The organism is Kitasatospora sp. NPDC090091 (assembly GCF_044747365.1).
Taxonomy (GTDB): domain Bacteria; phylum Actinomycetota; class Actinomycetes; order Streptomycetales; family Streptomycetaceae; genus Kitasatospora.
The window spans coordinates 32,152-47,203 of sequence record NZ_JBIVDY010000024.1 but is presented as its reverse complement, the minus strand read 5'-3'; the positions used below and the strand labels follow the sequence as shown (position 1 = coordinate 47,203).

Here is a 15,052-nt window from a genome sequence, read left to right as displayed (position 1 = left end):
GGGCCTGCGGGAACCACTCGGAAGGGGATCGCACCCCCGAGCCACCAGGAGGCCCTGCTTCCACGCGCGCAAACCGCCGCAGTCACCCGACCGAAACTCCCGTCCGGCCGGCAGCCTTCGAGTTCGGTACGGGCAACAACCGCTTACGCGTCGGGATGCTGTGGCAGGGCGAGCCAGTGCGACCAGGAGATCTCACGGCCGAGGAAACGCGGCTGCTCGAACGGCCAGTCGGCAGCGATCCACTGCGGCACCAGCGCGTCGAAGTCCTGCTCGACCTTGCTGCCCACCAACTCGTCCACCACCCACCACGAGATCTCGCCGTCCGCGCCGGCCCTCTCCGGCGGGTCGATGTAGACACAGCCGAGCAGAACTGTCTCCGCCGCGTCGAACAGCGCATAGTTGAAGGACTGGTGCGCGGCGATCTCCTTCTCGTGCCGCAACAGGTCGGCCCGGTCCGCCTCGTAGGTCATGGTGGCCGCGGGCCAGCCCCAGGCCGGGCCGAACATGGTCCACAGCCGCTCGCGCGAACCCATCACAGCCGGATAGTCGAGCGGGGCGTCCGCCTCCCGGATCGGCCGCAGGTGATGACCACCGCCCGGCAGCGGTACCAGGACGGGATGGACGAAATCATCGGGAAGCCAGCTCATGACGCCCGACCGTAGCAGCACGCGCCCGTCCGCTCCCCCGGACCTCCCCGCACACCACCAGGCTCTGCTCTCCCGCCGGGCAAGGCCCGCGATCACCCGATCGAGACTCCCGTTCGCCGACAGACTCCATGATCGGCCACGGCAAAGACTCCTGACGCGCCGTCACAACACAGACGCGAAGGACGGACCGCCGAACGACAGCGCCGACCGAGCACCCAAATGCAAAGCCAAGAGCCGCCGACAAACCCGAACACCCCCGCAACGCCACACCCCTGAGGCGCCGGCATCCCGGGGACGCAGACCCCGACCGGACCCCCGACCCCGGGCGGACCGGGAATCCGCCCGACCCGACCCGATCGAGCCAAGACCCCACCGGGCCGGGACCGGACGAGGTCGGGCCGGGGTCGGGTCGGGTCGGGTCCGGACGGGGTCCGGACGAGGTCGGGTCGGGTCCGGACGAGGTCGGGTCGGGTCCGGACGAGGTCGGGTCGGGTCCGGACGGGGTCGGACGGGTCCGGACGGGGTCGGACGGGGTCGGGTCGGGGGTCGGAGACAGAGCCCTCGCGCCGGCGGCCGGGCCGGGCCCCGTCCCGGGGGCGGCTCGGGGCGGCTCGGGGCGGCTCGGGGGACGGGTGGTGCTGACGTGACGTCATATGCCGTTCCGTGCGCGGGTGGTGTTGCGGGAACGTGTCAACCTTCCCCGGGTGTCCCACATCCCAAGACGGCGGGGTTCTCTTTGAAAACACTAGGGCCAAACTTGACTCGCAGTGTAAGTTTGCATCCTGCTCGTCCAACGGCAGTGCTGAAACGTCCTCACCGGTCGGATTCAATGAAGAGGTTGGGCCCATCCCATGGAACATTCGACACACGTCGTCCCCACCCCGCTGGCCGTGATCGGTCTCGGGTGCCGATTCCCGGGCGCGGACGGGCCGGCCGAGTTCTGGCACAACCTGCTGGCCAACACGGACTCGGTCACCCCCGTGCCCCCCGAGCGCTTCGACATCACCCCCCACTGGGCACCCCACTCCGGCACCCTCGGCAAGACCGCCTCACGCCACGGCGGCTTCATCGACGACGTCTTCGCCTTCGACCACGCCTTCTTCGGCATCTCCCCCGCCGAGGCGAAAACCGTCGACCCCCAGCAGCGCCTGCTCCTGCACACCACCTGGGAAGCCCTCGAACACGCCGGCATCCGCCCCTCCACCCTCGCCGGCACCCACGCCGGCGTCTTCGTCGGACAGGCCACCGCCGAGTACTCCGAAGTCTCCGCCTACCCCGGCGGCCCCCACATCCAGGACATGGCCGGCAGCAGACTGCGCGCCGTCACCGCCGGACGCCTGTCCTTCGCCCTCGACCTGCTCGGCCCCAGCGTCGTCCTCGACACCGCCTGCTCCTCCTCCCTCGTCGCCGTCCACACCGCCCGCCAGTCCCTGCTCACCGGCGAATGCGACCTCGCCATCGCCGCCGGCGTCAACGTCGTCCTCTCCAGCCACGACGCCATCGCCTACTCCCAGGGCGCCATGCTCTCCCCCGACGGCCACTGCCGCTTCGGCGACGCCCACGCCAACGGCTTCGTCCGCAGCGACGGCGTCGGCGTCGTCGTCCTCAAACGCCTCACCGACGCCCAGGCCGACGGCGACAACATCCTCGCCACCATCCTCGGCAGCGCCGTCACCAACGACGGCCGCGGCAGCGGTCTACTCCTCCAACCCGCCGTCAGCGGCCAGATCACCATGCTCCACACCGCCGCAAGAACCGCCGGCATCACCCCCGACCAACTCGACTACATCGAAGCCCACGGCACCGGCACCGCCGTCGGCGACGCCGTCGAACTACGCGCCCTCGCCCACGCCACCGCCCGCCCCACCCACCACCCCCTGCCCACCGGCTCCGTCAAAACCAACATCGGCCACGCCGAATCCGCCGCCGGCATCGCCGGACTCATCAAAGCCATCCTCATCGCCCAACACCACACCATCCCCGCCTCCCTCCACTGCACCCAACCCAACCCCGTCATCACCGACGAACACCTCAACATCACCATCGTCACCCGCAACACCCCCCTCACCCCCACCCCCCACACCCCCGCCCGCATCGGCATCAGCTCCTTCGGCATCTCCGGCACCAACGCCCACATCATCATCGGCACCCACCACCCCACCCACACGGCCACCCCAGAGACGACCGACACGGCAGACACCACCCACACGGCCACCCGAGAGACGGCCGACACGGCAGACACCACCCACACGGCCGCCGGGGAGACGGCCGACGCGGGAACCACCGTGGACGCCTGCACACCAGCGAACGGCCCGGACACCACCGCACCCGGCGCCACCACCCACGCGGCCGTGGGGGAGACGGCCGACACGGCAGACACCACCCACACGGCCGCCGGGGAGACGGCCGACGCGGGAACCACCGTGGACGCCTGCACACCAGCGAACGGCCCGGACACCACCGCACCCGCGGCCATCACCCACGCGGCCGTGGGGGAGACGGCCGACGCGGCAAACACCACGAACACCCCGGCCACCGGTACACACACCGGCCCTGACACCGCCAACACCACCACCGGCTCGGCCCCCGCGGACACCACCACCGCCACCGCCGACGTGGAGAGTGCGGGCTCGAACCGCACACCAGCGAACGGCCCGGACATCACCGCACCTGCGGCCATCACCCACGCGGCCGTGGGGGAGACGGCCGACGCGGCAACCACCACGAACACCCCGGCCGCCGGTACACACACCCGCCCCGCCACCGCCAACACCACCACCGGCTCGGCCCCCGCGAACACCACCACCGCCACCGCCGGCATGGAGAATGCCGGCCCGCAGGGCGCGGAGGGTGCGGGCGGTGGCGAGCAGTTGCTGGTGCTCAGCGCCCGTTCCGCCCGCTCACTGACGCTGCTGGCCACCGCCTGGGCCGACTACCTCGAAGGCGACGGCCACCGCCACCGCCTGCGCGACCTGTGCGCCGCCGCCGCACTGCGCCGCGACACCCACCCCCACCGCCTCTGGGCCCGCGGCGCCACCCACACCGACCTCGCCCACCGCCTGCGCGAGCTCGCCGCCGGCAACCCCACCACCGGCGCCGCCACCGCCCACGCCGGCTACACCCCCCGCCGCACCGCCTTCGTCTTCCCCGGCCAGGGCTCCCAATGGCTCGGCATGGGACGCGACCTCCTCAACGCCTCCCCCACCTTCCGCAACGCCATCACCGCCTGCGACCACGCCATCCACGCCGAACTCGGCTGGTCCCTGACCACCCTGCTCACCCAAGCCACCACCCTGCCCACCGACATCGACAAGGTCCAACCCGCCCTCTTCGCCATCGGCACCGCCCTCGCCACCACCCTGCGCGCCATGGGCCTGGACCCCGACGTCTGCCTCGGCCACAGCATGGGAGAAATCGCCGCCGCCCACACCGCCGGCGCCCTCACCCTCCACGACGCCACCGCCGTCATCTGCCGCCGCAGCCACCTCATGCGCCGCCTCGCCGGCCGCGGCGCCATGCTCGCCGTCGAACTCGGCGCCGACGCCGCCCGCACCCTCCTCACCTCACACCCCGACTACACCCCCGCCTGCATCGCCGCCGACAACTCCCCCACCGCCACCATCCTCGCCGGACCACCCCACACCCTCACCGCCCTCACCCACCACCTCGAACAACACGACATCCTGTGCCGCACCGTCCGCGTCGAAGTCGCCTCCCACTCCCCCGACATGGACCTCATCGCCCACGACCTCACCACCGCCCTCACCGACATCACCCCCCAACCCGCCCACACCCCCCTCATCTCCAGCCTCCACGCCAAACCCCTCACCGGCACCGAACTCACCCCCCAGTACTGGCAGGACAACCTCCGCCAACCCGTCCGCTTCACCGAAGCCATCCGCCACCTCTGCAACCAAGACACCCTCTTCCTCGAAATCAGCCCCCACCCCGTCCTCACCACCGCCATCGACGAAACCCGCCGCACCACCACCGCCGAAGGCACCACCCTGCCCACCCTCCAACGCCACCACCACGAACCCACCACCCTCCTCGAAACCCTCGGCCACGCCCACACCCACGGCGCCACCATCAACTGGAACCGCCACTACAACACCACCACCCCACCCCACATCCCCGACCTCCCCACCTACACCTGGGACACCGACCACTTCCGCCGCCCCACCCACACCCACACCACCGCCACCGCCACCGCCACCGCACACACCAACACCGCCTACACCGCCGCCGCCTACACCGGCGACAGCAACACGAACAGAAACGGAAGCGAGAACCCGAACGGGAACGCCAGCGGCAACGGCGCCGGCGCCGGCGTCGCGGACGCCCCCGTCCCCCACACCCTCGAAGCCCCCCTCGCCCACTGGGGCATCACCCCCCACCACACCCCCATCACCATCCGCGGCCTACGCCCCCTCCCCCCCACCACCTACCTCGCCGCCATCCTCCACACCGCCCACACCACCCTCGGCCACCCCCACACCCTCACCAACACCCACCTCACCGACACCCTCCTCACCCACCACGACATCCCCCACACCCACCTACGCATCACCATCGACCCACCCAACCCCGACGGCACCCGCCACGCCCACGCCCACATCCGCCGCACCCCCACCGCCCCCCTCGAACCCTGCGCCCACACCACCCTCCACCCCCACCCCACCCCCACCACCCACAACCGCCGCACCCTCCTCGACCACACCCTCGCCAAACGCCTCGACTACCACACCACCCAAGACTTCCAACACCTCACCGACACCCACGGCATCACCATCGACCCCCACCACCACACCCACCAACACCTCTGGCGCCGCGACAACCTCGCCATCGCCCGCCTCCACCCCACCACCACCGACACCGACACCGACACCGGCGGCACCGACACCGGCGGCACCGGCACCGGCACCGGCGGCACCGACGCCATGCCCGTCACCTCCGCCACCGACGGCCTCACCTGGGAAACCGGCCTCCTCACCCTCCTCGCCGCCTACCGACCCAAAACCACCTACATCCCCACCCACTTCGGCACCATCCACATCCACCAACACCCCCACACCGACTACTGGGCACTCGCCCGCGTCCGCCCCACCAAACGCGGCCCCGCCCACGCCGACGTCCTCTTCCTCGACACCAACGGCCACACCCTCGCCGAATTCCTCAACATCACCCTCCAACCCCTCCCCCACCACCACCCCACCACCCCCCGCAACCCCCTCACCAAAACCCGCACCACACTCACCGCACTCACCCACCGCCTCACCCCCACCTGCACCCTCACCCACCACCACACCCCCACCCCCACACCCCCCATCCCCGAACAACGCACCACCACCCACCCCACCCCCACACCCACCAACACCCCGCCCAACACCACCACCGACACCCCCGCCGAAACCCTCCTCCACCACATCGCCCGCCTCCTCGAAATCCCCGAACACCACATCGACCACCGCCGCCCCCTACGCGACCTCGGACTCGACTCCCTCATGGCCACCCGACTACGCACCGAACTCCACACCACCCACAACCTCGACCTCACCGCCGGCCGCCTCCTCGGCCCCGAACCCCTCCACCACCTCCTCACCACCCTCACCCCCCAACCCACCCCCTGACCCCCACCCCAACAACACATGAGCAACAGAGAAAGAACACCCCCACCACCTGGCCCCCACCCACCCCACCCACCTATCGTTTCCAAACCCACCAAGATCCAGACCACCCACACCCCAAAACAGACACACCATCAAAAACCAGACAAACCAACCGAAACCCCAACCCTCGCCCTGCACCCCCACCCACCCCGCCAACCCGACACGCGCCCCCACGCGAAACCGACCAGCCACCCCTGAACCAGCCCTGAAAGCCAATCAAACCCGCACAAATCGCCCCACAACACCCCACCCCAACCCACCCCCACAACCCCAACCCCCCACACCACCAAACCCCAACCACACCACCCACCAACTACGACCCCGAAACATAGTTAAACTGTGGTCCACCCACACGGAAGGCGACACACCCCAACCAACCTTCCAACCGCCACACCAGAACGGACCCAACCCATGCAACACCCCACCAACACCACCCCCAACCAACCACCACCCCTCGGCCGACGCGAACGCAACAAACTCAAAGTCAAAGAACGCCTCTACGACGCCGCCATCACCCTCTTCGCCGAACACGGCTACGACGAGACCAGCATCGACGAAATCGCCGAACGCGCCGACGTCGCCCGCGGCACCTTCTTCAACTACTTCCAACGCAAAGAAGACCTCCTCACCGCCTGGGGCGAACAACGCCGCCACACCCTCCTCACCACCCTCACCAACAACAACATCCACACCGGAACCAACACCAGCACCAGCACCGGCACCGGCACCGGCACCGGCACCGGCAACGCTGACAGCAACGGCAGCGGCAGCAGCGGCGGCAACAGCACTGACGGCAACAGCGGCCGCGGTGCCGAAAGCCGCAACGGCAACGGCAACGGCAACGGCAACGGCAACGGCACTGACGGCAGCCCCGGCAGCCACACCCACGGCAGCAGCGACAACAGCACCACCAACCCCGACACCGCCGTCAACCAACTCCGCCACTGCATGACCGCACTCGGCCAAATCAACGAAACCCACCAACAAGAAACCAACTCCCTCCTCATGGCCTGGGTCCGCGCCGGCCGACCCCTCCTCGAAGACCCCTACCTCGCCGAACTCTTCGCCCACATCGCCCACCACGGCATCACCCACCACGAATTCAAACCCCACTTCACCCCCCACCAAATCGGCAACGCCCTCCGCGACCTCTACCTCGGATCCCTCTACCGCTGGTGCGGCCAACCCCACACCACCCCCGGCCAACTCACCACCGAACTCCACACCACCCTCAACCTCATCCTCGAAGGCATCCTCACCACACAACACACAGACCAATAACCCACAATCGAAGGGGAGTTGGAAGGGCGGACACGCGCCCCAATCGCCCAGCCACGCAACGCACTCGCCGCCTCGCCAACCACACTTGATTGTCATGAACCCCACAACATGACGGCGAGACTCACGCACAGAGAACACCAGCCCCCCAGGAGGCCACCCGCCAATCCGGCCCCTGGGGACGGCAATGAAGCGTTCACCGTGCGTCCTGGACAAACGACGGGGCTCCGGGGTCAGAACGCGGCGGGTAGCGTCTTGGTGGCGGCACCGGTGCGGGGGACGCCGTCGACGGCGAGGCAGATGCCGAAGACGCGGTCGTGGCTCGTCCAACCGTTGATGCGGCCGCGGTTGTTGCTGATCTGAACGCGCTTCTTCGCCGGGTCGAGAGCCGACACCAGGTGCAGGTACACCGTGCCGGCGACGCGCGCGAGGACGATGTCCCCGGGCTCCAGCTTCGACGGGTCGACCGGGGCGACGACCACCAACTGCCGGCTGCGTATCAAGGGCACCATCGACGAACCGCTCGGCCGGAATTCGACGGTGGCCCCGCCTGCGACTCTGGTGGCCACTGCATCCAATGCACCCATCCGGTGATCGTCGCAGAGTCGGCCGCCTCCGCCCAGCGGATTTCGCACTCAACACCCGGGCGACGACATGGAACGGGACTCGGCGATCAGGGCGCGGAGCGCGTCGGCCACGGCGGTGGGGCGTTCCTGCATGGCGACGTGGCCGACGCCCGGCAGGGTGAGCAGGCGGGCGTCACGGAAGGCCGCGTAGCCGCGGGCCGCCGTGCGGAAGGGGACGAGGCGATCGTCCCGGCCGTAGACGAGCAGCGTGGGCGCGGTGACCCGGCGCGCCTGGCGCCAGGTCGAGGACGGGCCCCGGCGGAGGTGGGAGCGGACCACCGCGCGTACTCCTTCGGCCAGCATCCCCTGGGTGTAAGGCAGTTCGGCGCGGCGCGAGCGTTCGCGCGCCTCGGTCGCCCGCTGCTCCGGGCCGACAAGCCCGGGGTCCGCGTAGATCAGGCGGTAGAGGTCGTCCAGCTGCCGGTCGGGGCTCTGCGCGGACAGCAGCCGGGAGTACAGACGGTGGGCCCCCGGCAGACCGAGCAGGGCGACCCGCACCGCCTGGGCCGGCGGCAGGGCCGGCAGGACCGGGGAGACGAGGGTCAGGGTGGCGACCAACTCCGGTCGGTGACAAGCGAGATGGAGGGCCGCCAGGCCGCCGAGCGAGTTGCCGACCAGGTGCACGCGGCGGTGCCCGGCCCGGTCGAGGTGGCCGGCCACGGCCGCGGCCTGGCGCTCGACGCTGACGACGCCGTCGGCCGGGGGCGCCGACCGTCCGAAGCCCGGGAGGTCGAGGGCGAGGCAGTGCACCGAGGCGCGCAGCCGGTCGATCAGCGCCGCCCAGTTGTGGGTCCACCCGCCCAGGCCGTGCAGGAACACGGCGGTGTCGGCCGCCGAGGCGGTGCCGGGCACGTACTCGGCGGCGAGCGGTTGCTGCATGCTGGTCCATTCCTTCGAGGCGGCTCCGGTCGGTCGTCGAATCCCGTCGCTGCTCAGCGGCGCAGGACGCCGGCCGTCTCCCCCGCGACGACGAGCCGGTAGTGCCCGATCAGCCGGTCGCCCACCGCCTCCCAACTGCGTTCCGCCACCGCCGCACGCCCCGCTCGCCCGAGGGCCGCCCGCAGTTCCTCGTCCCGGGCGAGCCGTTCCACCGCCTCCCGGAACCCCGAGCCGGCACCGGGCGGCACGAGGAAACCGGTGTGCCCGGGGTCGACGAGGTCCAGTGGTCCGCCCGCCGCCGGGGCGACGACGGGCAGGCCGCTGGCCATGGCCTCCTGGAGGGTCTGGCCGAAGGTCTCGAACGGCCCGGCGTGCGCGAACACGTCGAACGAGGCGTAGAGCCGCGCGAGTTCGTGCCCCGTCCGGCGGCCGAGGAAGACCGCGTCCGGCAGAGCGGCCTCCAGCCGGACCCGGCAGGGTCCGTCGCCGACCACCACCAGCCGCACGCCCGGGATCCGGGACACCTCCGCCAACTGCTCGACCTGCTTCTCCGGCGCCAGGCGCCCGACGTACCCGACCAGGACCTCCCCGGGGCGGCCGAGGCGGCGGCGCACGGATTCGTCGCGATGGCTGGGGTGGAACCGCTCGCAGTCGACGCCGCGCGGCCACAGGTGGACCCTGGGGACGCCGTGTGCCGCCAGGGCACCCAGCGATGCCCGGGACGGCGCCAGCGTCCGCGCGGCCGCGGTGTGGATCTGCCGCAGCCGGCGCCACGCCAGCCGGGCACCGGCCGCTCCGGCCACCGGCAGGTAGGTCGCGGCGTAGGCGGCCAGGTCGGTCTGGTAGACCGCCACCGAGGGGACCCCCGCCCGGCCGGCCGCCGCGGCCGCGGCCGCCCCGAGCACGAACGGGCCGGCCAGGTGGACCACGTGCGGGCGGTGTCGCGCGATGGCGTCGGCCACCTGTCGCCCCGGGAGCGCGATCCGCACCTCCGGGTAGCCGGGCAGCGGCACCGACGGGACACGGACCACCTCGTAGCCGTACGCCGCCTCGCGGTCGTACACCGCGTCGCGGCCCCGCACCCGCCCCCGTTCGCGGCCGTCGTCCCGTCGCCGTCGAACGGTCTGCGCCGCCGGTGCCACCACGAGCGGACTGTGCCCGCGGGCCACGAGATGCTCGGCCGTCCTGAGCACGCTGTGGGCCACGCCGTTGAGCTGCGGGGCGAATGACTCGGTGACGATCACGACCCGGAGCCGTTCTCCTTCGGGCGCGGCCGGACCGGGCGCGGTGGGCGTCGCCGGCGCGTGCGGAACGGCGAGCCCGTACGGGACGCCGCTCACCGCGCGGCCTCCGGTTCCGGCAGGCGCTCAGGTGCAGTCTCCGCTTCGAGCACCGCCCCCGCGACCCCCGCCGCCCCCGCCTCCGGCCGGCCCGGGCCGGCGGCGATGGATCGGCCGACCTCGCGCAGGTCCCGCAGGATCGCCCGGAACGAAGCGACCAGGCCCGCCTCGCAGTACGGCACGCCGACCTCCGCACAGTACGCACGCACGATGTGCGAGGCGGGGCGCAGCGCCGCCACCGGCATGGCCGGGAAGAGGTGGTGCTCGATCTGGTAGCCGAGGCCGCCGAACACGAAGTGGACGAACCGGCCGGCCCGCAGGTTGCGGGAGGGCAGCACCTGGCGGCGGAGGAAGTCGGCGCGCTCCGCGTCCGGGCCGGTCATCGGCATGCCCTTGTGGTTCGGGGCGAAGATGCACCCGAGGTACACGCCGAGCACCGCCCCGCAGAGGGCAGCGAACGCCAGCGCCTGGAGCGGCGAGAGGACGGCGGCCAACAGAGCAACCGCCAGGGCGTAGTGCAGCGCGGCGAGGGTGCGTTCCAGGGCCGGGTACCGGACGGTGCCGCGGGTGAGGGTCAGGCAGGTGGCGGCGACGAGCCCGAGCGCCTGGAGCGACAGCAGCGGGAAGAACAGCTCGGCCTGGTGGCGGGCCACGAGGCGCCTCAACCCCCTTGTCCGCTGAGCCTGTTCGACGGTCCTGGCGAAGAGGACGGCGTCGGCGGCCGGGTCGTGGCCCTCGCGGTTCGGGTGGGCGTGGTGCCGGTTGTGGTCGGCGACCCACCAGCCGTAGCTCATCCCGACCACGAGGTTGCCCAGCAGGATGCCCGCCAGGTCGGTGGTCCGGCGGTCGGCGAACACCGCCCGGTGGGCGATGTCGTGGCCGAGAAGCGCCAACTGGCCGAGCACGAGGGCGAGCAGGGGCGCTAGGCAGAGCTGCCACCAGCTCGCGCCGAGCGTGACGAACCGGGCCAGGAGCAGTGCCAGGGCCGCGAACAGCGCCGCGCTCCGGCAGGTGTAGTACAGCGGGCGCCTTCGCAGCAGGCCGGCGTCCGAGACCCGCCGGTGCAGCTCGGCGAAGTCGTCGTGCCGGGTGGTTCCGGCGGGCGGGGTGTCCTGAACGGTCATGTCACCATCCCGGTCTCGGGGCGCTCCGGTCGGTCGTGGCCGCCGCGCCGCGCGGCCCCGGGCCGGGCGGGCCCAAGCGTTCCGTACACACCCCGTCTTTGTCCCGTACCGGTCCGTGTCGCGAACGAAGGCGCTCGAACGGACGGGAATCGGCCTCCGCGGATCGAACGTGGGTCCGAGGATCGCTCGTGTGGTCGGATGACCGGGTGTACCGAACAAGGTCCACCGGAACGGCTACGGCGGGAGTCACACGGAAGCGCGAGTGCACGGTGGCAGAGCCGGATGGGACAGCCAGGTACGGAATTCACATGACGCACCGTCCGCTCGCTCCGGCCGGTGCCCGGCAAACCCGTGTGACGCGGTCCGTCCCGGCGCCCAGTGTGTGCCGCCGGGACGGGATCGGTCGCCGCGGCATGCGGCTGAACGGGGGGCAGGAATGAAGGGGATCCTGTTCCCTGCCTGGCAGGGGCGTCACTACGTGCCGGACGAGCTTCGGCGCCACTATCCGGGCGTCGAGGAGCACCGAGCCGTCCGCCCGGTCCTGGCCGCGTCCTACTTGCTGTGCACGATCTGGATCAGGTTGCCGCAGGTGTCGTCCAGGACCGCCGTGGTGACCGGGCCCATCGCCCGCGGCTCCTGGGTGAAGTGCACCCCGAGCGCGCGCAGCCGGTCGAACTCCGCCGGGACGTCGTCCACGGCGAAGGAGGCGGCCGGGATGCCGTCCCGGACCAGCGCCGTCCTGAACGGCTGCACGGCGGGGTGGCCGGACGGCTCCAGCAGCAGTTCGGTCCCGTCCGGGTCCTCCGGCGAGACCACCGTGAGCCACCGGTCCGTGCCGCCCAGCGGGACGTCGTGCTTCTTCACGAAGCCCAGCAGGTCCGTGTAGAAGCGCAGCGCCTCCTCCTGGTCGTCGACGAAGACGCTGGTGAGGTGGATCTTCATGGCGGTGCTCTCCGGTGCGTCGGGCCTGGGCCGTCGGGCGGCGATGCGCTCAGGAGTTCCGGTGTTCGGACAGCCCTGGGCCGCGCTCGGCCACCGGCAGTGCGGGGATCACGATCAGGCTATGCGGCGTCAGCGCGGCGCACGGCCACCGGGATGAGCACCCGGACGGGACTCCACCCGATCGGCGCAGCCACGGTGCACCCGTCCGCTTCGGTGCGCCCGACCACCCCACACGCACGCGGGCGTTCAGCGCCGTACGGGGTCGGACATCTGATAGGCCAATCGTTCGTCTGCGCCGTCGCCGATGCGGATGAGGACCCCGGCCGGCTCGACCACGGTCGACGTCCTGCGGGTCGTCAAGGATCATCTTGCCTTCGGGTACGGGGTGCACTGCTGCCTGGGCACGCCGCTGGCCCGGATGGAGTCGGAGATCGCGCTGCGGTTGTTCTTCGAGCGCTTCCCCGAGGCCGCCTTCGCGCCCGGCACCCGGCTGCGGTCGCTGGAGTCGTTGATCTCCAACGGCCACCAGGAGCTGCCGGTCGGCCTCGGTCCCGACCGGGCGGCGCGCCGCCCGTAGTCGGGGAGGAGCAGCCGACCGGTGTTCACCCTGGGGACCGTTGACAGCCCGTCACGGTGATCGATGTAATGCGTGTGCCGTGCAGCACACCATGCACACGGCACACACGACGCACACACGGCACACCGACCGTTTCGGGCTGTTCCCGGGGGAAGCAGGAAGTCATGCGCGCGGACAGCACGGACGGCACGGACCGCAACGCCACGGAGCCCACGGCGACCACAGCGACCGCGGCGACCACGGAACCGGCCGGGCTGAACGCCCGGATGGCCGCGCTGTACGAGCGCGACGAGACCTGCCGGAGCCTGGGCATCGCGCTCGACGCGGTGTCCGCCGGGCGGGCGCGGATGCGCCTGACGGTGGGCCCGGCCATGGTGAACGGCCACGGCATCGCGCACGGCGGCTACCTCTTCCTGCTCGCCGACGCGGCGTTCTCCTACGCCTGCAACAGCTACGGTCCGGTGACGGTGGCACAGGCGGCGCAGGTCACCTTCCTGGCGCCGGCGGCGGTCGGGGACGAGCTGACCGCGGAGGCGGTGGAGCGGGTCCGGTCCGGGCGGAACGGGATCTACGACGTGACGGTGCGGAACTCCGCGGCCAAGGTGGTCGCGGAGTTCCGCGGACAGAGCGTGATGCTGGCGGGGAAGCCGCACACCGGCTGACCGGCGTCCCGCCCCCTGTCCCGAGCCGCCGCCCGGGTCGCCGATCAGGCCGGCGGGCGCTCGTCCACGACCTGCTGGAGCTTGCCGGTGCGCGGGTTGGTGGCGAGCCCGGATCGCGGCACCCACTCGACGGTCAGGTGGTGGATCGCACCGGCGGCGACCTCCTCGGGGTAGAGCGGGCGGGCCCGGTACACCGCCTCGACCAGCCGCTCCCCCAGCCCCGGCGGGGGCTCCTCGGTGCAGCCGAGCCGGAGGATCAGGCCGTCCTTCCCGTCCCAGCGGCGCTGGACCAGCTGCATGCCGGAGATGGCCTGGTCCGGGTCGTGGGCGACCAGGACGTCGCGGATCTCCTCGGTCGGCATGGCCACGGTGCCGACCCGGGCTCCCTCCACCGACCGGCCGACCAGCCGGAACCGCCGGCACTCGGCGTCGATCCACTCGGCGCGGTCGCCGGTCGGGTAGCGCAGGATCGGCATCAGCGTGCGGAACAGATTGGTGACGACCACCCGGCCGGCCGTGCCGGGGGCGGTGATCGGCTCGCCGGTGACGTCGTCGACGAGCTCCACCACGGTGCGGTTGGCGAACGCCTCGTGCACCCGGACGTCGTCGCCGGGCACCGGGGCGCCGACCAGGCCCGCGTCGACGGAGGCGTAGCCGATCGAGGCGACGGCCGCCCTGGGGAAGGCCCGGGCGAGGATCGGGCGCAGGTCGGCGAAGAGCAGGTCCCCGCCGAAGAGCAGGAGTTCGATGCGTTCGGCGGCCTTGCCGTGCTTGACCAGGTGCTCGGCGACGGAGCTGAGCTTCATCGGCTCGCCGGCCAGCACGTCGACGCCGAAGTCCTCGATCAGCGCGGCCACGTAGGCGTCGGGGGCGGCGGCGACCGGCAGCCGGACGTTGTCGACGGGCGCGTGGTGCAGGGCGTTCTCGATGTAGAGGAAGCCGCCGTAGAGCTCGCCGGCGCAGAAGAGGTTGGCCACCCGGTGGCCGGGGCGCAGGCCGGCCTGGACGAGGCCGGCGCCGAAGGCGGTCACCGAGTCGGCGTGTTCGGTGCGGGTCCAGGGGGAGAACTTGGGGACGCCGGTGGTGCCGCCGGTCTTGTAGACGCCGGCGTCCGTCAGCGGGCCGGTGAGCAGGCGGTTGTCCGGCCAGGAGTTGGCGGCCCAGAAGGCGGTCTGCTCGATGACGGGGAGCTGGTGGAGGTGCTCGACGCGGGCGGGCAGGTCCCGGTAGAGCTCGGCGTAGAAGGGTGAGTTGCGCCGGGCGAAGTCGACCAGCTCGGGCAGCGGTTTGGCGGGCACGGGGCTCTCC

General features: G+C 71.6%; 11 protein-coding genes. 4 read left to right on the top strand and 7 right to left on the bottom strand.

Features of this window, described 5'->3' with window-relative positions; genetic code table 11:
• Positions 1 to 143: 143 nt before the first annotated feature.
• Entirely contained in the window at positions 144 to 647 is a 504-nt protein-coding gene (locus ACIPSC_RS31925; RefSeq protein ID WP_400830981.1) for a GNAT family N-acetyltransferase, read from the bottom strand.
• 851 nt (positions 648 to 1,498) lie between these two features.
• On the opposite strand from ACIPSC_RS31925, the gene ACIPSC_RS31920 reads away from it, so the two are divergent.
• Together ACIPSC_RS31920 and ACIPSC_RS31915 are read left to right on the top strand one after the other, a co-directional pair.
• Positions 1,499 to 6,277, top strand: a complete 4,779-nt coding sequence (locus tag ACIPSC_RS31920) for an acyltransferase domain-containing protein (RefSeq protein ID WP_400830978.1) — start codon at positions 1,499 to 1,501, stop codon at positions 6,275 to 6,277.
• Positions 6,278 to 6,727: 450 nt separating this feature from the next.
• A complete protein-coding gene (locus ACIPSC_RS31915; RefSeq protein WP_400830975.1) occupies positions 6,728 to 7,597 on the top strand; it encodes a TetR/AcrR family transcriptional regulator in 870 nt (289 codons plus the stop codon).
• 230 nt (positions 7,598 to 7,827) lie between these two features.
• On the opposite strand, the gene ACIPSC_RS31910 is transcribed toward ACIPSC_RS31915, so the two are convergent.
• The 5 genes from ACIPSC_RS31910 to ACIPSC_RS31890 all read right to left on the bottom strand — a co-directional run bounded on the left by ACIPSC_RS31910 (position 7,828) and on the right by ACIPSC_RS31890 (position 12,505).
• Complete coding sequence (locus ACIPSC_RS31910) at positions 7,828 to 8,181, bottom strand: S26 family signal peptidase (RefSeq protein ID WP_400830973.1); 354 nt, start codon at positions 8,179 to 8,181, stop codon at positions 7,828 to 7,830.
• Positions 8,182 to 8,229: 48 nt separating this feature from the next.
• Positions 8,230 to 9,099, bottom strand: coding sequence for an alpha/beta fold hydrolase (locus ACIPSC_RS31905; RefSeq protein ID WP_400830969.1), 870 nt, complete (start codon positions 9,097 to 9,099; stop codon positions 8,230 to 8,232).
• A gap of 53 nt (positions 9,100 to 9,152) precedes the next feature.
• Positions 9,153 to 10,343 carry a glycosyltransferase family 4 protein gene (locus ACIPSC_RS31900; RefSeq protein WP_400831214.1) on the bottom strand — a complete coding sequence of 397 codons (1,191 nt, stop codon included), beginning with the start codon at positions 10,341 to 10,343 and terminating at the stop codon, positions 9,153 to 9,155.
• A 92-nt stretch (positions 10,344 to 10,435) separates the two neighbouring features.
• A complete protein-coding gene (locus ACIPSC_RS31895) occupies positions 10,436 to 11,563 on the bottom strand; it encodes an acyl-CoA desaturase (protein WP_400830966.1) in 1,128 nt (375 codons plus the stop codon).
• A gap of 552 nt (positions 11,564 to 12,115) precedes the next feature.
• Positions 12,116 to 12,505, bottom strand: coding sequence for a VOC family protein (locus ACIPSC_RS31890; protein WP_400830964.1), 390 nt, complete (start codon positions 12,503 to 12,505; stop codon positions 12,116 to 12,118).
• A 304-nt stretch (positions 12,506 to 12,809) separates the two neighbouring features.
• Here ACIPSC_RS31890 and ACIPSC_RS31885 point away from each other — a divergent pair, with 304 nt between their 5' ends.
• Together ACIPSC_RS31885 and paaI are read left to right on the top strand one after the other, a co-directional pair.
• Positions 12,810 to 13,082, top strand: a complete 273-nt coding sequence (locus tag ACIPSC_RS31885; RefSeq protein ID WP_400830962.1) for a cytochrome P450 — start codon at positions 12,810 to 12,812, stop codon at positions 13,080 to 13,082.
• A 266-nt stretch (positions 13,083 to 13,348) separates the two neighbouring features.
• Complete coding sequence (paaI, locus tag ACIPSC_RS31880) at positions 13,349 to 13,744, top strand: hydroxyphenylacetyl-CoA thioesterase PaaI (RefSeq protein WP_400831211.1); 396 nt, start codon at positions 13,349 to 13,351, stop codon at positions 13,742 to 13,744.
• Between the two features lie 44 nt (positions 13,745 to 13,788).
• On the opposite strand, the gene ACIPSC_RS31875 is transcribed toward paaI, so the two are convergent.
• Positions 13,789 to 15,042 (bottom strand): phenylacetate--CoA ligase family protein, encoded by a 1,254-nt coding sequence (locus ACIPSC_RS31875; RefSeq protein ID WP_400830960.1) that lies wholly within the window; start codon positions 15,040 to 15,042, stop codon positions 13,789 to 13,791.
• Positions 15,043 to 15,052 lie beyond the last annotated feature (10 nt).